Below are 19341 nucleotides of genomic sequence, written 5' to 3' on the forward strand. Positions count from 1 at the left end.
CAGCCTTCCGGCTATCGCCAGCTGACCTGCCCGGCCCTGGCCGGTGAACGCGGTGACCCGCCGCCAGCTACACCATGCAAGGGGACACGATCGAGAGCGTGCGACGGCGTCCACTCGGCCGCTGGCCGACAAGACTAATGAACTCTCAAAAAATTAGCTCGTTTACGCACCATTAAGCTTTCGAGTTTATGACTGGAACTGTCCTCGTTTGGACACCGAGTGGCTCCTGTCCACTCTGTTTGACGCCTCCCTGTTATCAACTTTCAAAGCCGCCGGTTTCCGGCGGCTCTTTTTTGCGTCCATTTCCGGTTGAATTCCCAAGGATGACCCGCGGAAACCATATCCGCGCTTGTCGCTGGACTCCGCCCGTCGCGCGCGCAATGATTTGTTCATCATAAGCCGGCGCCAAAGCCGGACAGGTAAACAGTTGCGTAAGGGGCGTTAACCATGGAACGTTTGCAAGCCGACGGTGCTCTCGTTCAACTCAGCGAGAGGTTCACCAATTCTGCGGCCTTTGGCGCCCTGTTCCGCGAAGGCATGGATCTGGTCGAAGAAACGGCCGCCTATCTCGACGGCGCCGGCCGTACCGAGGCCAAGGCGCTCGACCGTGCCGTCAGCCTCACTTACGCGACCGAAAGCATGCGCCTCACCACGCGCCTGATGCAGCTCGCCTCATGGCTGTTGCTGCACCGCGCCGTGAAGGAAGGCGAGATGACGCTGGTCCAGGCCAACCGCGAGAAAACCAAGGTCAAGCTCAGCGCTGCCGATCCCGGCCCTGCCGACACCATCGAGAAGCTGCCGGCGCAGCTGCAGGATCTGATCCACCGCTCGATGAGCCTGCAGACCCGCGTGCGCCGCCTCGACAGCTCGATCCACAGCCCGCCGGCCGAGCATATGGCGATCGGCAACCCGCTGGTGCCGCAGCTCAACGCGCTGAAGGCCGCGTTCGAGCGGTAAAGTCCGCCGCCGTCGTTGCAGTGCGCCCCTCAAAAACGAAAAACGCCCCCGGGTTCTCCGGGGGCGTTTTTCGTCTCCAGCCTTGCGGCCGGATCAATCCTTCTTGAGGAAGCCCGAGAACTTTTTCTGGAAGCGCGAGACGCGGCCGCCGCGGTCCATGATCTGGGCGTTGCCGCCGGTCCAGGCCGGGTGCGATTTCGGGTCGATGTCGAGGTTCAGCGTGTCGCCTTCCTTGCCCCAGGTGGAGCGGGTCAGGTACTCGGTTCCGTCGGTCATGACGACCTTAATCGTATGATAATCCGGATGAATTTCGGCTTTCATGGCAATTCCTAGGGCGCCCGGCGCCTTGCTTGAGTGACTATCGAATGACGGATTTGGCCGGGTCTATACCTCACAGGCCCCCTTAAAACAAGCCATTGTGGGGACAGCAGAACCGGGGCGTCCCCTAAGGGACTTACCGGATTTGCCACTACCCTTGCACCGGCCTATGTGGGTTATCTTCTTTTCCTTAGGTCCGATCTCATGAGCGCAGTGGAACGGCTTGACGACCAGTACCGCGACGCGCGCGACAGCGCGCCGGCGGAGGCCCCATCGATCGAAGCCGAGCTGATCGAGCAGCCCGCCAAGGGCCGCGCGAAGCTGCGGCCGTTGATGGCGCTTGCGCCCTATGTGAGCCGCTATCGCGGCCGGGCGGCACTCGCCTTTGTCGCGCTCACGGTCGCCGCGCTGACCACGCTGCTGGTGCCGGTCGCAGTGCGCCGGATGATCGATTTCGGCCTGACGCCCGAGGGCATCGAGCTGATCAACAGCTACTTCTCGGTGATGATCGCGGTCGTCGCCGTGCTCGCGCTCGCGAGCGCCTCGCGCTACTACCTCGTGATGACGATCGGCGAACGCATCGTCGCCGATCTCCGGCGCGACGTGTTTGGGCATCTGCTCTCGCTGTCGCCGTCCTTCTTCGATTCCGCGCGCAGCGGCGAACTGGTGTCGCGGCTCACTGCCGACACCACGCAAATCAAATCCGCCGTCGGCGCCTCGGTGTCGATCGCGTTGCGCAACCTCATGATGTTCTTCGGTGCCGCGGCGATGATGGTGATCACCAGCCCGCGCCTGTCAGGCTTCGTGCTGCTGGCGATTCCCCTGATCGTGCTGCCGCTGGTCGCCTTCGGGCGTTGGGTGCGGCGGCTGTCGCGCAACGCGCAGGACACGCTGGCCGATGCATCGGCCTATGCCGGCGAACTCGTCGGCGCGATCCGCACCGTGCAGGCCTATACCAGCGAAGGGCTGGCCGCGAAGCGTTTTGGCGGCGAGGTCGAGCAGGCCTACGAGGCCGCGCGCACCTCGACCCAGGCTCGCGCCGTTCTCACCGCCATCGTCATCTTCATCGTGTTCGCAAGCGTGGTGGGCATTCTCTGGATCGGCTCGCATGACGTCCTTACCGGTACGATCACGCCGGGCCGGCTCGGCCAGTTCGTGCTCTATGCGGCCTTCGCGGCCGCAGGCCTCGGCCAGCTCAGCGAGGTCTGGGGCGAGGTGTCGGCCGCCTCAGGCGCCGCCGAACGCCTGTTCGAGATCTTGCATGTGAAACCGGAGATCGCAGTACCCGAATCGCCGCGCGCGCTGCCGGTGCCGGCCCGCGGCGAGGTCGGCTTCGATCGCGTCAGCTTCGCCTATCCCGCGCGGCCCGATGTCAACGTGCTCGATGCGGTGTCGTTTGCGGTGCGGCCCGGCGAGAAGGTTGCGATCGTCGGCCCGTCCGGCGCCGGCAAGAGCACGATCTTCCATCTCTTGCTGCGCTTCTACGATCCGCGCAATGGCGCGATCTCGCTCGACGGCGTGCCGGTCAAGGCCGCCGACCCGCGCGATTTCCGCGCCCGCATCGCGCTGGTGCCGCAGGAATCCAACGTGTTCGCGGCGAGCGCCCGCGAGAACATCCGCTTCGGCCGGCCTGACGCGACCGATGCCGAGGTCGAGCGCGCGGCCGAGCTCGCGCATGCCGCCGAGTTCATCCGCCGCCTGCCCGAAGGTTTCGAAACCCCCCTCGGCGAACGCGGCGTGACGCTGTCAGGCGGTCAGCGCCAGCGCATCGCGATCGCACGCGCGATCCTGCGCGATGCGCCGTTGCTGCTGCTCGATGAAGCCACCTCCGCACTCGACGCCGAAAGCGAGACGCTGGTGCAGACCGCGCTCGAGGAGCTGATGAGCCACCGCACCACGCTGGTGATCGCCCATCGCCTCGCTACCGTGCTGTCCTGCGACCGCATCCTGGTGATGGACCAGGGCAGGATCGTCGAGCAGGGCACGCATGCCGAACTCGTCGCTGCGAACGGGCTCTATGCGCGGCTGGCGAGGCTGCAGTTCGAGGGGGCGTGAGGCGTTCACCTCATTGACGGTGTCATCGTCCGCACTTGACCGGGCGATCCAGTACGCCGAGACGGCAGTGATGGATCGATAAGCCGCGGCGTACTGGATTCCCCGCTTTCGCGGGGAATGACAGCGGAGCTTATAGGTTTATCTACGGGCACTTCGGCGAGCCCATCGGCACGTTGGGCCATGGCCAGTTCTTCCAGCTGCCGCCCTCACCGATACAGGCCGATCTGCCATCGGCCGGAGCCGGGCTGTTCGTCGGAGTTGGCGAACCCGTCGTCTCGCTTGCTGCTTTGGGCGGCGGGGCCAAGCGTTGGTCGACATAAACAGTCGAGACATAGCCGGCGACGATGACGCCCAGAAAGACCGAGGCCCCCTTGGCCAGGTCGCTCAGCCGCATCGATCCTCTCCATCCTCTGTCACGGCCGCCACACCATCTTCAGCACCGGCCGCCCCGACGTCGGGTTCACGTCGTCACCGGCATGGGCAAAGCCGTTGCGCTCGTAGAAGCGGATGGCGCGGGCGTTGTCCTTGTTGACGAGCAGCGTGACGCCCGATGGCGACAGGCGCTTGGCCTCATCCACCAGCAGCCTTGCCGCGTCCGAGCCCCAATGGTGGGGATCGACCACGAGCTGGTCGAGATAGCCCTCGCCATCGATGGTGACGAAGCCGGTCAGCGCGCCGTCCTGCTCGGCGACCACGATCTGGGCCTTCGGCACCAGATCCTTACGCCAGCGTTCGCGCCACCAGTCGAGCCGCGCGGCGAAGTCGATCTGCGGATAGGCCTGCTGCCAGGTGCGATGCCAGAGACCGATCGCCGCCGCTTCGTCGGAGGCGGCGTAGGGGCGGAGGTGGAGCGCGCTCACTACCGCTCCGTCAGCTTGAGCTCGATGCGGCGGTTGCGCTTGTAGGCCTCTTCGGTGTTGCCGGGATCGAGCGGCTGGAATTCGGCAAAGCCGGCGGCGACGAGGCGCTGGGCCGGCACGCCGAGCGAGATCAGATATTGCACCACCGAGATCGCGCGTGCCGAGGACAGGTCCCAGTTCGACTTGAAATTCGGGCCGTTGACCGGGCGCACGTCGGTGTGGCCGTCGACGCGCAGCACCCAGGCGATCTCGGGTGGAATCTTCTTGTCGAGTTCGATCAGCGCGTTTGCCACGGTGTCGAGCTCGGCCTTACCCTCGGGCAGCAGCGTTGCCTGGCCCGTATCGAAGAACACCTCGGACTGGAACACGAAGCGGTCGCCGACCACGCGGATGTCAGGCCGGTTGCCGAGGATGGCGCGCAGGCGGCCGAAGAATTCGGAGCGGTAGCGCGACAATTCCTGCACGCGCTGCGCCAGTGCGACGTTCAGGCGCGAGCCGAGATCGGCGATGCGGTTCTGCGATTCCTTGTCTTTCTTTTCCGAAGCGTCGAGCGCTTCCTCCAGCGCCGCCAATTGCCGGCGCAGCGCGCTGATCTGCTGGTTCAGCACCTCGATCTGCGCCAGCGCCCGTGCCGAGACCGCCTTCTCGGAGTCCAGCGCCTTGCCGAGCTCGGCGGTCTTGCCTTGCGCGTCGTTGCCGGCGTTGGCGAGACCCTCATAGAGGCCCTTCATGCGGTCGCGCTCGGTCTCGGCCGAGGCGAGACCGGCCTTGAGCTTGGAGACCTCATCGTCGAGCGAGAGCTTGCCCAGCTTCTCGAGCGAGAGCAGCTCGGTGAGCTGGGCGATCTTGGCGTTGAGCTGCTCCAGTGCCTTGTCCTTGCCGGTCACCTCCTGCGACAGGAAGAACTGCACGACCAGGAACACCGAGAGCAGGAACACGATCGACAGCACCAGCGTCGACAGCGCGTCGACAAATCCGGGCCAGTAGTTGAAGGCGCCTTCACTGCGGCGGCCGCGGGCTAGAGCCATGCTCGCCTCTCAAATGCTGATTGCTTAACTCTTCTCCGGCTGGCGCGCGATGCGCTCCAGCAGGCGGCGGATCTCGCGGTTCTGCTCGCCCTGGCCATCGGCCCATTCGCGGATCATCTGCTGCTCGGTCCGCATATGCGAGACCAGCGCCTGGATCGCCTCGGCAAGGCTCGCCATCGCCGCCGTGGTGCCGCGGCCGGCGCTGCCTTCCTCGAGCACGGAGCGAAGCCGCTCGACCGCGGCCTGGAGTTCGCCACTGGCAACTCCCCCGCCACTGCTCGCGACGGCGGTGACCTCGCTGCTGCCGTATTCGCGCACGGTGGTGGCGAGCCAGTCCTCGAGGTCCGTGTAGAAGCGGTTCTGGGCCTGGCTCGATTGCAGGTCGAGGAAGCCGAGAATCAGAGAGCCGGCGAGGCCGAACAGCGAGCTGGAAAACGAAATGCCCATGCCGCCGAGCGGGGCCGCAAGGCCCTCCTTCAGCGTGTCGAACAGCGCTCCGGCATCGCCACCGACCTTCAGGCCGTCGATCACCTTGCCGACCGAGCCGACCGTCTCGATCAGGCCCCAGAACGTGCCGAGCAGGCCCAGGAAGACGAGCAGGCCGGTCATGTAGCGGGAGATGTCGCGGGCCTCGTCGAGGCGGGTCGCGATCGAATCGAGCAGGTGCCGCATCGTGGTCTGGGTGATCGACATCCGTCCGGTGCGCTCGCCGCCCAGGATCATCGCCATCGGCGCCAGCAGTTTCGGGTGCCGGGCCGGGGCCAGGCCGGGATCGGCGATGCGGAAATTGTTGACCCAGGACACCTCCGGATAGAGCCGGATGACCTGCCGGAAGGCCAGCACGATGCCGATGAACAGCACCGCCCCGATCAGGGCGTTCAGCCCGGGATTGGCGAAGAAGGCCTGGATGATCTGCTTGTAGAGCACCACGCCCACCAGCGCACACAGCACCAGGAAGACCAGCATTCGCACCAGGAAGACGCTGGGTGAGGACAGTTTCGTGTACTCGATCTCGATGGTGGAGCGGGGCGAGGCGCCAGGCGGCATGGCCGGTATCATCCATTACGAAAGCTTGCTTGCCTCCGCACTATGGCACAGGCCCGGTCCAAAAAAAGCGCCGGATGTGCGGATTTCGGGGAGAGGGGCGGGAACCCAAAGCTGAAACCGGGCTTTGATACGCACATAGGCTGCAAATCTTCGGCATCCCGCAGGCTGGGTCGGCTTTTGCACGGCGACCGTGCTTGCTCCGCCCCCCCGGGGGACTGGCCAGGGGAGGGGCCGCGTGAGCGTCGTTTCCGCGATCATGGGGACTGCCGAACGCGTGCCCTTGCCCGATGTGGTGGTCCGCGTCGCGATTCAGCGCCTGTGTCGCGAGGACTGGATCGCGCAGCATTTCTTCACCGGCGGCGTGATGCCGAGCCATCATCTCGTCAGGCAATATGCCGACATCTTCCAGGTCGAGAGGGAATGGCGCTGGAGCGGCACGCACTATCAACGCACGGCGAACAAATGGCTTGCCAATTTCGATGCGCATCGACGCGGTCGAAGCATGCTTGCGGAGCGTCTATGGCGAGGACGCCGCGTTGTGGATGCGCCACTGGCGCTGATTCTTCCTCGCGACCGCGGGCCTGTTCGGTTACGCCGATGGGACGGAGTGGGGAGTGAGCCAGTATCGGATGAAGGCGGTGGATGAGGGTGTATACTGGTAAATTCCATCCGGGGCGCCAGCGCGTCTGAATGCCTCAGGAAAGCCTTCGTGACCTATTGCCCCCTGGTCAACGATGTAGCCTGTTTTTGGCGCGATTCCCCCGATTGGCTTGATCTAAGGCAAAGAGCTGAGAGGTATTCACGCTAATGTAGTTGCTTCTCAATGACTTCATTGGAGGCTGCGATGATCATTGAGCGCTTGTCACGAGAACATCGCAATATTGAGACGCTGCTCGCCATCCTCGAGCGTGAGCTGGAGATCTTCGATCGCGGGGACCGCCCTGACTACGAAGTCATTCGCGCGGTCATCAGCTATTTCGAGCTTTATCCCGAGATGTACCATCATCCCCTGGAAGAGCTGGTTTTTGCCAGGCTAAAGCGTCGCGATCCCGCTGCGGCTGCCAAGGTCGGTAACCTCACATCTGAGCATCAGAAAGGGGCCGAGCGCTTGCGCCGCGTCGCTCAAGCGGTCGATTACGTTCTCGCGGATCGCGACATGCTGCGGCAAAATGTGGACAACATCGTTCGCGATTTCATCGAGAGCGAGCGGCATCATATCATGATGGAGGATCGTGATTTCTTGCCCGCTGCCCTCAAGGCTTTGCAGCCTCAAGATTGGGCGGAGATCGCTTCTGCCTCGACCGATCATGTGGATCCGCTGTTTAGCGATGCAGCCGAAGAAACCTTCGATGCGCTGCGAGCACGCATCCTGCAGTTAGAGCAAGAGGCTGAGGCCGGCCGACATTAATCGGCGAGGATGGGTAGAGCGAAGCGAAACCCGTCAAACTCCATCCGCGCAAGCGCAAGCGAGCCCAAATGCCGGCCGGAGGCGGTGTCCGCCGTCGCGGCGAGACCGCCGATTGGTTGCGATGTTCTGTCGCAGCGCGCGACGATGGAACCTGGATAACAATCCAGTGAATCCCAAAAATCAGCCTGAACTCAGCGCGATGGCTCATGTGACATTGAGCCGCCCGCGCGATGCGTTGCGTCGCAGCACGTCCATTCTATTTTGACCGCATCAGCGCAGGAATGCCCAGGACGGGTGTTGTGCGGATAGCGTGATCAGTTTCAACAATTTTGGGGCACTCAACTTCATGTCAGGACTTCGAGCGCGATCGGCATGCGTTGCACTGATGCTCGCGGCCTTTGCGCCGCTGCTGGGTGCTTGCGACGAATCCTCTTCCGCCGTCTCCGCCGCCCAACCCATCGAACCCGACGTCAGCATCGTCACCGTCAAGCCGCAGCCGCGCGCCGTGATGCGCGAGCTGCCGGGCCGGATCTCGCCGACGCGCGTCGCCGAGGTGCGGCCGCGCGTGTCGGGCATCGTCGTCGAGCGCCTGTTCCGGCAGGGCAGCGAGGTGAAGGCGGGCGATCCGCTCTATCGCATCGATCCGCGTCCGTTCGAGGTCGAGGTGATGGCGGCTGAGGCCGCGCTCGCCAAGGCCGACGCCGCGTTGATGCAGGCGCAGCAGCAGGCGCGTCGTATCGCGACGCTGACCAGCCAGCGCGCCGCGCCCGAAGCCGAGAATGAAAAGACCATTGCCGCCGAGCTTCAGGCCAAGGCCGAGGTCGAGGGGCGCAAGGCCGACCTTGCCCGCGCCAAGCTCAATCTCGATTATGCGACCGTGCGCGCGCCGATCGACGGCGTCGTCGGTGCCGCCCTCGTCAGCGAAGGCGCGTTGGTCGTGCAGAATGAGACCAATCTCGCCACCGTGCAGCAGCTCGATCCTGTTTATGCCGACTTCACGCAGTCGGTGACCGAGCTCAACCAGCTCCGCCGCGCCTTTGAGAGCGGCGACCTCGACCGCATCGAGGCGGATGCAGCCAAGGTGCGCCTTGTGCTCGACGACAACACCATCTATGCGCTCGACGGCAAGCTGCTGTTCTCCGATGCCAAGGTCGACGCCCATACCGGGCAGGTGACGTTGCGCGGCGAGTTTCGCAATCCGAAGCGCGAGCTGCTGCCGGGCATGTATGTCCGCGTTCGGATCGAACAGGGTCTCGACAGCGATGCGATCGCGGTGCCGCAGCAGGCGGTTCAGCGCAATGGCGGCGGCGGCAGCGAGGTGTTCGTCGTCAAGGACGACAACCGCATCGCGGTGCAGCCGATCCGCACCGGCTCGGTGCAGGACGGCTTCTGGTTCGTCACCGACGGCCTCAAGGCCGGCGACAAGGTCGTGGTCGAAGGCTTCCAGAAGTTCGCGGCCGGCGACAAGGTCAAGCCGCAATCCTGGTCCGAGGCCGAGGCGAGCGCGGATAACAGGCACGCGCTCAAGGTCACGCGGTAGCGCGCCATGCCGAGCTTCTTCATCGACAGGCCGATCTTCGCCTGGGTCGTCGCGCTGTTTATCTGTCTGATCGGCGCGATCTCGATCCCGCTCTTGCCGATCGCGCAATATCCGATCATCGCGCCGCCCTCGATCTCGATTTCGACGAGTTACCCGGGCGCCTCGCCGGAGAACCTCTACAACAGCGTCACGCGGCTGATTGAGGAGGAACTCAACGGCGCCTCCGGCATCCTCAATTTCGAATCGACCAGCGACTCGCTCGGCCAGGTCGAGATCATTGCCAACTTCCAGCCCGGTACCGACACCAGCGCGGCCTCGGTCGAGGTGCAGAACCGCATCAAGCGCGTCGAGGCGCGCCTGCCGCGCGCGGTGATCCAGCAGGGGATTCTGATCGAGGAAGCCTCGAGCGCGGTGCTGCAGATCATCACGCTGAACTCGACCGATGGCAGCCTCGATGAGGTCGGCCTCGGCGACTTCATGATCCGCAACGTGCTCGGCGAAATCCGCCGCATTCCCGGTGTCGGCCGCGCCACGCTGTATTCGACCGAGCGCAGCCTTCGCGTATGGGTCGATCCGGCAAAACTGGTCGGCTATGGGCTGACCGCCGACGACGTCAACAAGGCCATATCAGCGCAGAACGCGCAGGTCGCCTCGGGCAGCATCGGTGCCGAGCCGTCGACCGCGAGCCAGCGCACCTCGGCGCTGGTGCTGGTCAAGGGCCAGCTGTCCTCGCCGGACGAGTTCGGCGCCATCATCTTGCGCGCCAACGCCGACGGCTCGACCGTGCGCCTGCGCGACGTCGCACGCGTCGAGGTCGGTGGGCTCAGCTATCAATTCAACACGCGTCTGAACGGCAAGCCGACCGCGGGCCTGTCCGTGCTGATGTCGCCGACCGGCAATGCGCTGGCGACGGCGAGCGCCGTCGAAGAGAAGATGAAGGAGCTGTCGCGCTTCTTCCCGGCCAACATCACCTACGAGATTCCCTACAACATCACCCCCGTGGTCGAGGCCTCGATCAAGAAGGTGCTGTCGACCCTGCTGGAGGCCGTCGTGCTGGTGTTCGTGGTGATGTTCTTGTTTCTCCAGAACATCCGCTACACCATCATCCCGACCATCGTCGTGCCGGTGGCGCTGCTGGGCGCCTGCACCACGCTGCTGCTCGCCGGCTACTCCATCAACATGCTCAGCATGTTCGGCATGGTGCTCGCGGTCGGCATCCTCGTCGACGATGCCATCGTCGTGGTCGAGAACGTCGAGCGCATCATGGCCGAGGAAGGCCTGTCGCCGAAGGAGGCGACACGCAAGGCGATGTCGCAGATCACGGGCGCCATCATCGGCATCACGCTGGTGCTGATGGCGGTGTTCGTGCCGATGGCATTCTTCCCGGGCTCCGTCGGCATCATCTATCGCCAGTTCTCGGTGACCATGGTTGCCGCAATCGGCTTCTCCGCGTTCCTGGCGCTGTCGCTGACGCCGGCGCTGTGCGCGACCTTGCTCAAGCCGGTCGCGGCCGGCCACGGTCACGCCAGGCGTGGCGTGTTCGGCTGGTTCAACCGCATGCTGGAAGGCGGCAAGGAGGGCTATTCCCGCACCGTCGGCTTCTCGCTGAAGCGCATCGGCCGCCTGATGCTGGTCTATGGCGCGCTGCTGGTTGGTTTGTCCTGGGCGTTCGCCAGCCTGCCCGGCGGCTTCCTGCCGGTCGACGACCAGGGCTTCGTGACCACCGACGTGCAGACGCCGTCCGATTCGTCCTATCCCCGCACCGAAGCCGTGATCGAGAAGGTGGAGAAATATCTGGCGCAGCGGCCTGGTGTCGACAACGTCACCTTCCTCACCGGCTTCAGCTTCTCCGGCCAGGGCATGAACACCGCGCAAGCCTTCATCACCCTGAAGGATTGGTCCGAGCGCGGACCGAAGGATTCGGCCGCGGCGATCGTTGGCGACATCAACCGCGATCTAGGATCATCGATCCGCGACGCAAAGATCTCGGCGTTGCAGCCGCCGCCGATCGACAATCTCGGCAACTCCTCGGGCTTCTCGTTCCGCCTCCAGGACCGCGGCCAGAAGGGCTATCAGGCTTTGATGCGCGCCGCCGACCAACTGATCGCCGAGGCCAATGCGAGCCCGGTGCTGCAGAAGGTCTATGTCGAGGGCCTGCCCGAAGCCGGCGTCGTCAATCTCGTGATCGACCGCGAGAAGGCCGGCGCCTTCGGCGTCACCTTCGAGGACATCAACAACACGATCTCCACCAATCTCGGCTCGAACTACATCAACGACTTCCCGAACCGCGGCCGCATGCAGCGCGTGGTGGTGCAGGCCGACAGCCGCGACCGCATGAAAACCGAGGACATCCTCAACTATAACGTCAAGAACAGCCACGGCCAGCTGGTGCCGTTCTCCTCCTTTGCGACGATTGAATGGTCGCGCGGCCCGACGCAGATCGCCGGCTTCAACTATTATCCGGCGGTGCGCATCTCGGGCGAGGCCAAGCCCGGCTTCACCTCGGGCGATGCGATTGCCGAGATGGAGAAGCTCGCCGGCAAGCTGCCGCGCGGCTTCGGCTATGATTGGACCGGCCAGTCGCTGCAGGAAAAGCTGTCGGGTTCGCAGGCGCCGTTCCTGCTCGCGCTGTCCGTGTTCGTGGTGTTCCTGTGTCTGGCCGCCCTCTACGAGAGCTGGACCATTCCGCTCGCGGTGCTGCTGACCGTGCCGCTCGGTATCGTCGGTGCGGTGGTGGCGGCCATGCTGCGCGGCCTGCCCAACGACGTCTATTTCACCGTCGGCCTGATCACCATCATCGGCCTTGCCGCCAAGGACGCGATCCTGATCATCGAGTTCGCCAGGGATCTGCGCAAAGAGGGCAAGCCGCTGGTGGACGCCACCATCGAAGCCTGCCGCCTGCGCTTCCGCCCGATCCTGATGACCGGCCTTGCCTTCATCTGCGGCGTGCTGCCGATGGCGATTGCCCACGGCGCCGGCGGCGCCAGCCAGCAGGCGCTCGGCAGCGTCGTGATGGGCGGCATGATCGCGGTGGTGATCCTGGCGCTGCTGATGGTACCGGTGTTCTTCGTCTCCGTGCAGCGCGTGCTGGCGGGGGATCGGGAGAAGGTCGCGGCGAAGGAAGGCGACGCTTACGGGCCGCCTGCTCCGGCCAAGCCTTGAGGCAAACTGTCATGCCCCGCGAAGGCGGGGCATCCAGTACGCCGCGGCCCATCGATTCAATCTCGATCGCCTCGGAGTACTGGATCGCCCGGTCAAGCCGGGCGATGACGGCGGAGTGTGGAGCCGGGCCTTCGCGCTAAGCCGGCTTCCGCAAATTCTTCCCCCGCTTGCCTTCCCGAGTTCGTCGATCCAGACTACACCTCTGGATTGAAAGGCGCGTATTCGCTCCGCGCTGCGAATGCACGGCCCGCCCGCCGATTGAGAGCACCTGATGCGTCCGACCGACATTGCGATCTCGAACTATCGCTCTATCAGGCGGCTCTCCCTCCCAATCCACCCCCTGTCCGTGTTCGTGGGCGAGAACGGCGTCGGCAAATCCAATCTCTACAAGTCCTTGTCGCTGTTGCGCGACGCGGCGACCGGGCGGATCACACGAACGATCGCGGAGGAGGGCGGACTGAATTCGGTCTGCTGGTCCGGCATTCGCAAGCGCGGCGAGGACGGGCGATTGCGGTTGTCGGCCAGATTCGATCGCCTGAAATATTCCATCGAAATCGGATTTCCCAGCCCGGTTGCGGCGGCGTTTGCCGGCGAGCCGATGATCAAGGAAGAAAGCATCGAGGCGACACAGGGGAAACGAACGGTTCTGCTGATGGAGCGGAAGAATTCGCTCGTCAGCATCCGCGGCGATAGCGGCGCATGGACCAGCCACAAGGACGCTGTGCTGCCGTCCGAGCCGGCGCTTGCGGGCTTTTTCGACGGCAAGGAATGCCCCGAAATCGATCTGATCAGGAATGCAATGCTGGGCTGGCGCTTCTATCACGACTTTCGCACCGATCCGGCGTCACCGATACGAAAGCCTTGCCTCGCGATCACGACGCCCTCGCTCAGTGCCGATGGAAGCGATCTGGCCGCGGCCTTGGCGACACTCTATACCATCAGGGGAGATGCCACCGACCTCCGGGACGCGATCCAGGATGCATTCCCGGGCGCCGAGCTCCGCGCCTGGGAGCAGGGCGGCCTGTGTGATTTCGATCTGCAACTCGAGGACATGCCGCGTCCGTTCAAGGCGCACGAATTGTCTGACGGGACGCTGAAATACATCTGCCTGCTCGCGGTGTTCATGGGCTATCGGCTTCCGCCGTTCATCGCGCTGAACGAGCCCGAGACCAGCCTGCATCCGTCGCTGCTGGCCCCATTGGCCCGGCTGATCGTCAAGGCATCGGGCCGCGCCGACATCTGGATCGTCACCCATTCGGAGCAGCTGATGGACGCATTGCGAAGCGAGAGCTCGGTCCCGCTTCGCCGCGTGATCAAGTCGAAAGGCGCCACCATGATCGAGGGCCTGACCCTCGGCGGTGAATATCGGGACGATGAAGACGACGATTAGGTGCGCACTCACAATCGTTCACGATATCCGCTTTGATCGCGTAGCAAGAGACCGCCCGAAGGCGGTCTCGCATTCGGGACGGAAGGCGTTCCGTCAAAGATCGACCTGGATGGAAATGTTCGAACGTACCCAATCCGACTGACCAGCCTTCAGCCGCTTGGCTTGAAATTCTGCAAACGCTGGATCGGCACCTAGTGAGGCCAGGGCGCGCCCATAGGATTCGACACTGTCGAAACGAGCGACGAAGGCGTAGTTCCCGACCTCGCCGCCGATCACTGACCAATAGCTGACATCGGCTCCGTGTTTCCTCCAAAGTGCCGCGCCGTCTTTTGCCAGCTGCAAGATGGTCGCAAGATCACTACCGGGTCTTGGATGCGAAACGAACTGCATGGCAACTGCAGGCATTTTCTCCTCCAATGAAAAATGGTGCCGCCAAATGGTTTTTTGGCTGGAGGAGAATTCCAAAGAGTGCAGCCTCAAGATTGATCTGGATCAATTCCATTTCTCCGGCTTGGCGGCAGTCTGCCCGCCCTCGCGCTGAATGACGGCATTGCATGGAGACCGCCCATGATGGATCAGCGCAATCGCGTTGTTCAGGTCAGCCGCTTCGGTGATCCCGAGAGACTAGAGGTCGTCGACGCTCACCTGCCGATCGCCGGCCCGGGCGAGGTGCGTGTTCGCGTACTCGCCTCGAGCCTCAACTACACCGAGGTGTTGATCAGGCGTCACCTCTATCCGCAAACGATGCGCCTCCGGCCGCCCTTCGTGATGGGCTACGACGTGGTGGGGGCAATCGATCAACTCGGCGAAGGCGTGCATGACTTTCAGATTGGCGACCGCGTGGCCGACATGACAGTGGTCGGGTCAAACGCTGAGTATCGCACGCTTCGGGCGAGGGACGTGGCCCGCGTGCCGACGGGCGTGGACGCGGCTGAAGCGGCCGCGCTGATCTTAAGCTGGACGACTGCGCATCAGCTTCTTCACCGCGCGGCCAGGGTCCAGCGAGGTCAACGTGTGCTCGTGCACGGGGCCGCCGGCGCAGTCGGCCAGGCGCTGCTCGTGCTCGGAAGATTGGCCGGCCTCGAGCTGTGGGGCACTGTACGCGGCGAGCACGTGGCGCTCGTCCGAGAGCTGGGGGCGACGCCGATCGACTACCAGCATCAGGACTTCACGCGGGTCGTGCCGGGCGGGTTCGACGTCATCATCGACGGCGTTGGCGAAGACGGCTATCGCCGCTCATATGCGGCGCTGAAGCCAGGTGGCCTGCTCTGTGCCATCGGCTTCTCGGCGAGCGTGCAGGCACAGCGTCGAATGATTCCTATCTTGTTGGAGATCGCGCGCCTTTATCTGTGGAGATTGTTGCCCGGCGGCAAGCGAGCGCGCTTTTACTCGGTCAATGCCATGCGGGCGCGACATCCCAGCTGGTTCAAGGAGGACTTGGAGCAACTGTTCGGGCTTCTGGCAACGGGCGTCATCCGGCCGCGCATCGCCGGGCGAATCTCTTTTGAGGAGGTCGTCGATGCTCACCGTCGCCTCGAAGCTGGCGGTCTTGAGGGCAAGCTCGTGCTTTGCCCGGATCTCTTGCGACCCAGCCAGCGCGCCGCCTGACGCAGCGCGCTGGGCGGTCACGGCGGATCGAGCCGACGTGCGACTACGCCGGCCGCTTCAAAATCTTCACCAGCTCGCCGTGCACGAACTCGTTGCCGCACACGACGTCACCGGTGACGAGCGCATCGCCTGGCGTGTTGATGTCGCTCACCGTGCCGCCCGCTTCGCGCACCATCAGCATGCCGGCGGCGATGTCCCAGGATTGCAGATTGCGCTCCCAATAGCCGTCGAGGCGGCCGGCGGCGACGAAGGCGAGGTCGAGGGAGGCGGCGCCGAAGCGGCGCAGGCCGGCGACGCGATCCTGGATCGCGGTCATCTCGCGGCGGAATTCCTCGTGGTCGCCGCGGCCGATATGGGGCAGGCCGCAGGCCACCACGCATTCGTTGAGCTGGCGGCGGCCGGCGACGCGCAGGCGCTGGTCGTTGAGGAAGGCGCCCTTGCCGCGCTCGGCGATGTAGAGCTCGTCATTGGCGGGGTTGTAGATCACGCCGGCAATCACGGTGCCTTCGCGCGCAAGTCCGATCGAGATCGCGAATTGCGGAATGCCGTGCAGGAAGTTGGTGGTGCCGTCGAGCGGATCGACGATCCAGGTGTGGCTCTTGTCGGTGCCCTCGCGCTGTCCCCCTTCCTCGCCGATGAAACCGTAGCCGGGCCGCGCCTTGGCGAGGTCCTGGTAGAGGATCTCTTCGGCGCGCTTGTCGGCGAGCGAGACGAAATTGGCAGGCCCCTTCAGCGAGACCTGGAGATGCTCGATCTCGCCGAGATCGCGCTTGAGGCTGCGGCCGGCGCGGCGCGCGGCTTTGACCATGACGTTGATAGTGGCGGAATACAGCATGAGCTCTGGTCTTGATCGGGGGAGAGAGGCGCGAAAACGCGGCGTTTGAGGGGAGTGGGTGCCCTGCGAGGGGCCTCAGGTCAAGTCATTTGGTCCCGAGCCATTTCTTGGCGGCGGCCTCCGCCTTGGCGCGGTCCGCTGCGGGCAGATCGGCCAGCTCCTTGTCGAGCTCCGGGTCGCCTTTGCCGCCGGTTTTCGCCACCAGATGCCATTTGAAGCCCTCGACCTTGTCCACCGGCGCGCCCATGCCGTTGATCAGCACCCAGGCGAGGCGGTTCTGCGCGATCGCGCTGCCCTGGCGGGAGGCCTTGCGCAGCAACGCCACGGCCGCGGGCTGGTTCTTCGGCGTGCCGGTGCCATTGAACATGGCGATGGCATATTCGACCTCGGCATCGACATTGTCGGCGAGCGACGCCGCCTGGAGCAGCCGCACCGCCCTTTCCGGATCCTTCGGCACCCCGGTGCCTTCCTTGTAAAAGGTCGCCAGGGCGTATTGCGCCTCGGGCAGGCCGGCATCGGCCGCCTGGCGCAGCAGCTCGGCGGAGCGCTTGACGTCCTGCGGCAGGGTCTGGCCGTCCAGATAGAGCAAAGCGAGGTTATAGGCCGCCTTGGGCTCGCCGAGCTTGGCGGCGGAGGCCATCAGCTTGACCGCCTCGCCCTTGTCGACCGGGCCGCCGCGGCCGGCGATGCGCAGCATGGCGAGCGCAAACATCGCCTCGCGGTCGCCGGCGTCGGATGCGCGCTTGTACCATTCCACCGCCTTGGCGTAGTCACGCCTGATGCCCATGGCGTTGGCATAGAGCTCGCCCAGCATGGTCATGGCCTTGGCGTCGCCGGCCTTGGCGCGCTCGCTGGCGAGGTCGAAGGCGGTCTTGTACTGGCCGCGCTGATACGCGCCGAACACCAGATCAACGTTGGAATTGTCGGTCGGCGGCGCGGGGATCACGGTCGCAGGCAGCGTCGGGCTCGGCGGGGCCGACGGCTTCGGCGCGGGCGCGGCCTCCTTCTTCCTGGTGATCGTGTGCGGCGCGACCTTCGGCTTTTCCTTTGCCGCCTCCTTGGGCTTCTGCCTTTCGGGTGCAGGGCTCGGGATCGCGCCCGGCGGCGTGATCTGAAGCTGCGCGAGTGCGGGCGTTGCCAGAAGCAGCGTGGCCAGAAGCGTGATGCGAGGGAGCTTCATGGCGGGGCGCTAGCCCTGGCCCGCGGCAACAGCCGCGAAGGCCTTCTTGATCGCGGCGTCGGCCTCGATCAGCGCGGCCTTGGGCCCGCGCGGGTCGGCCCAGACGAGATCGCCGACCAGCACGAAATCGGCGCCGCTGGCGGCGAAGTCATAGGCTTCCTCGAACGAAGTGGCGAAACCGGCGCAGGGCGGCTCGAACAGCTCGGCCCACCAGTCCAGCCGCTCGGCGATGGCCTCCGCGGACGGCCGCTGGCCCTTTTCATCGGGCTCGCCGAACAGCACGTAATCGGCGCCCATCTCGCCGGCGCTCATGGACTCGTGGCGCGTCGCAAGCCCACCGACGCCGGCGATGCGATCGGGCTTGAGCGAGGGCAGTGCCTCGTCCAGCGCCGCGACGTTTGCCAGATGCGCGCCATCGGCGCCGCCGCGTGCGACGATTTCAGGATGGCCGTCGACCAGCAGCGCCGCGCCGGCGTTCTGCACGACCGGCGCCAACGCTTTGATCCGCGAGATCATGGTACGCTGGTCGGTCTCCTTCAGCCGCACCAGCACGGCTGCGACATCGACGGCCGCGAGCAGAGCTGGCAATTCGGCGAGGAGCGAGGCGGGATCATCGACCACGGGCGTCGCGAGATAGAGGCGCGGCGCGGGGCGCGGCGGAGGCGATTTGTTCGACAAGATCTAGGCTGCCTTCTTTTCCAGGCTGCTTTGCCATTCGCCCCTGGAGGCGAGGCCGTTCATGCGGGCACGATGACTGAACGCGGCTTGCCCGGCTGCGACATTCTCGGGCCTGCCCGACCAGGCTTTCTGTGGCGCGGCTTGCAACGCGCGGCCGTAGGAGAAGGTCAGGCCCCACGGCAGCGGACCCAGCTTGTGCATGGCGTTGAGATGCGCCGTCGCTTCCTCGTCGGATTGGCCGCCGGAGAGAAAGGCGATTCCGGGCACAGCCGCGGGGACGCAGCCCTTGAGCAGGCGGATCGTCTTCTCCGCGACCTCCTCGACGGAGGCCTGCTTTGCGCATTTTTTGCCTGAGATCGCCATGTTCGGCTTCAGCACCATGCCTTCGAGCGCGACGCGCTGCATGCGCAGCTCCTGGAACGTCTTGTTGAGCACGCGTTGCGTCACCTCATAGCAGCGGTCGATGTCGTGGTCGCCGTCCATCAGCACTTCAGGCTCGACGATCGGCACGATCTGCGCGGCCTGGCACAGCGCGGCGTAGCGCGCCAGCGCGTGGGCGTTGACGCTGATCGCGGTCATCGAGGGGATGCCGCTTGCGATGTCGATCACGGCGCGCCATTTGGCAAAGCGCGCGCCGCGCTCGTAATATTTCTTCAGCCGCTCGGCGAGCTTGTCGAGCCCGACCGTGACCAGCTCCCCGGGACACATCGGCAGGGCTTGCGTGCCCTCGTCGACCTTGATCCCGGGAATGGCGCCGCTGCCCTCGATCAGCTTGACCAATGGCGTGCCGTCCGCGGCATTCTGCCAGATCGTCTCGTCGTAGAGGATCACCCCGGAGATGTACTGGCTCATGGCCTCCTTGGAGCGGAACAGCATCTCGCGATAGTCGCGGCGGTTCGTTTCCGTCGATTCCACGCCGATCGCATCGAACCGCTTCTTGATGGTGCCGGAGGATTCGTCGGCGGCAAGGATGCCCTTGCCCGGTGCGACCATGGCGGTCGCAACCTTGTTGAGCTCAGTCAGATTCATCGAGAGGTCCTCCCAAAACGATTCTGCCCTTGCCCGTGAAAATAGACCGTTCTCGGGCAATTGCCGAGTTAACGTTGGTCGCAGGGTAAAGCCGTTCGCCGTCATTCCGGGATGCGCCGAAAGGCGCAGGCCCGGAATCCATAACCCCGGGCGGTGGTTATGGATTCCGGGCCCACGCTTCGCGTGTCCTATTGCGCACTTGCGCAATGGGAATGACGGAAGAGGGGCCTTACGCCCCCTGCGCGG

Annotated in this window: 17 protein-coding genes and 1 pseudogene; 8 read left to right on the top strand and 10 right to left on the bottom strand. The window is 64.8% G+C overall.

What is annotated here, in order from left to right; all coding sequences use genetic code 11:
• The first annotated feature begins 447 nt into the window (after positions 1-447).
• Entirely contained in the window at positions 448-957 is a 510-nt protein-coding gene (gene rcdA, locus XH88_RS33295) for a protease adaptor protein RcdA (protein ID WP_271672441.1), read from the top strand.
• A gap of 93 nt (positions 958-1050) precedes the next feature.
• On the opposite strand, the gene rpmE is transcribed toward rcdA, so the two are convergent.
• Positions 1051-1278 (bottom strand): 50S ribosomal protein L31, encoded by a 228-nt coding sequence (rpmE, locus tag XH88_RS33300; RefSeq protein ID WP_011084323.1) that lies wholly within the window; start codon positions 1276-1278, stop codon positions 1051-1053.
• A 201-nt stretch (positions 1279-1479) separates the two neighbouring features.
• Here rpmE and XH88_RS33305 point away from each other — a divergent pair, with 201 nt between their 5' ends.
• Positions 1480-3330, top strand: coding sequence for an ABC transporter ATP-binding protein/permease (locus XH88_RS33305; protein ID WP_271672442.1), 1851 nt, complete (start codon positions 1480-1482; stop codon positions 3328-3330).
• 142 nt (positions 3331-3472) lie between these two features.
• Here XH88_RS33305 and XH88_RS33310 read toward each other — a convergent pair whose 3' ends face one another.
• From XH88_RS33310 to XH88_RS33325, 4 genes are read right to left on the bottom strand one after another with little or no spacing between them, the layout of a single operon-like run.
• Complete coding sequence (locus tag XH88_RS33310) at positions 3473-3724, bottom strand: hypothetical protein (RefSeq protein WP_271672443.1); 252 nt, start codon at positions 3722-3724, stop codon at positions 3473-3475.
• Positions 3725-3743: 19 nt separating this feature from the next.
• Positions 3744-4190 carry a GNAT family N-acetyltransferase gene (locus XH88_RS33315; protein ID WP_271672444.1) on the bottom strand — a complete coding sequence of 149 codons (447 nt, stop codon included), beginning with the start codon at positions 4188-4190 and terminating at the stop codon, positions 3744-3746.
• Positions 4190-5218 (bottom strand): peptidoglycan -binding protein, encoded by a 1029-nt coding sequence (locus tag XH88_RS33320; protein ID WP_271672445.1) that lies wholly within the window; start codon positions 5216-5218, stop codon positions 4190-4192. Before XH88_RS33320 ends, XH88_RS33315 begins: the two co-directional genes overlap by 1 nt.
• Positions 5219-5242: 24 nt before the next feature.
• Positions 5243-6265: a flagellar motor protein MotA gene (locus XH88_RS33325; RefSeq protein ID WP_271672446.1), complete on the bottom strand. Its 1023-nt coding sequence runs from the start codon at positions 6263-6265 to the stop codon at positions 5243-5245.
• A gap of 313 nt (positions 6266-6578) precedes the next feature.
• Between XH88_RS33325 and XH88_RS33330 the strand changes: the two are divergent.
• The 5 genes and pseudogenes from XH88_RS33330 to XH88_RS33350 form a co-directional block, all read left to right on the top strand.
• Positions 6579-6927: pseudogene (locus XH88_RS33330) on the top strand (SAM-dependent methyltransferase); the annotation flags it as partial.
• A gap of 182 nt (positions 6928-7109) precedes the next feature.
• Entirely contained in the window at positions 7110-7673 is a 564-nt protein-coding gene (locus XH88_RS33335) for a hemerythrin domain-containing protein (protein WP_271672447.1), read from the top strand.
• A gap of 346 nt (positions 7674-8019) precedes the next feature.
• On the top strand, positions 8020-9213 hold the full coding sequence (locus XH88_RS33340; protein ID WP_271672448.1) for an efflux RND transporter periplasmic adaptor subunit: 1194 nt from the start codon (positions 8020-8022) through the stop codon (positions 9211-9213).
• 6 nt (positions 9214-9219) lie between these two features.
• Positions 9220-12375: a multidrug efflux RND transporter permease subunit gene (locus XH88_RS33345; RefSeq protein WP_271672449.1), complete on the top strand. Its 3156-nt coding sequence runs from the start codon at positions 9220-9222 to the stop codon at positions 12373-12375.
• A gap of 271 nt (positions 12376-12646) precedes the next feature.
• On the top strand, positions 12647-13765 hold the full coding sequence (locus XH88_RS33350; RefSeq protein WP_271672450.1) for an AAA family ATPase: 1119 nt from the start codon (positions 12647-12649) through the stop codon (positions 13763-13765).
• Positions 13766-13858: 93 nt separating this feature from the next.
• Here XH88_RS33350 and XH88_RS33355 read toward each other — a convergent pair whose 3' ends face one another.
• Positions 13859-14170, bottom strand: a complete 312-nt coding sequence (locus XH88_RS33355) for a hypothetical protein (protein ID WP_083514861.1) — start codon at positions 14168-14170, stop codon at positions 13859-13861.
• A gap of 162 nt (positions 14171-14332) precedes the next feature.
• Here XH88_RS33355 and XH88_RS33360 point away from each other — a divergent pair, with 162 nt between their 5' ends.
• Positions 14333-15373, top strand: a complete 1041-nt coding sequence (locus XH88_RS33360) for a medium chain dehydrogenase/reductase family protein (RefSeq protein WP_271672451.1) — start codon at positions 14333-14335, stop codon at positions 15371-15373.
• Between the two features lie 43 nt (positions 15374-15416).
• On the opposite strand, the gene XH88_RS33365 is transcribed toward XH88_RS33360, so the two are convergent.
• The 4 genes from XH88_RS33365 to XH88_RS33380 all read right to left on the bottom strand — a co-directional run bounded on the left by XH88_RS33365 (position 15417) and on the right by XH88_RS33380 (position 19095).
• The gene (locus tag XH88_RS33365) at positions 15417-16208 is read right to left on the bottom strand and encodes an inositol monophosphatase family protein (RefSeq protein ID WP_271672452.1); all 792 of its coding nucleotides are present in this window, start codon (positions 16206-16208) and stop codon (positions 15417-15419) included.
• Between the two features lie 85 nt (positions 16209-16293).
• Positions 16294-17388: a tetratricopeptide repeat protein gene (locus tag XH88_RS33370; RefSeq protein ID WP_271672453.1), complete on the bottom strand. Its 1095-nt coding sequence runs from the start codon at positions 17386-17388 to the stop codon at positions 16294-16296.
• A gap of 9 nt (positions 17389-17397) precedes the next feature.
• A complete protein-coding gene (locus XH88_RS33375; RefSeq protein ID WP_271672454.1) occupies positions 17398-18066 on the bottom strand; it encodes a thiamine phosphate synthase in 669 nt (222 codons plus the stop codon).
• A gap of 3 nt (positions 18067-18069) precedes the next feature.
• Entirely contained in the window at positions 18070-19095 is a 1026-nt protein-coding gene (locus XH88_RS33380; RefSeq protein ID WP_271672455.1) for a class I fructose-bisphosphate aldolase, read from the bottom strand.
• Positions 19096-19341 lie beyond the last annotated feature (246 nt).

The organism is Bradyrhizobium sp. CCBAU 51627, from assembly GCF_028128765.1.
Taxonomy (GTDB): Bacteria; Pseudomonadota; Alphaproteobacteria; order Rhizobiales; family Xanthobacteraceae; genus Bradyrhizobium.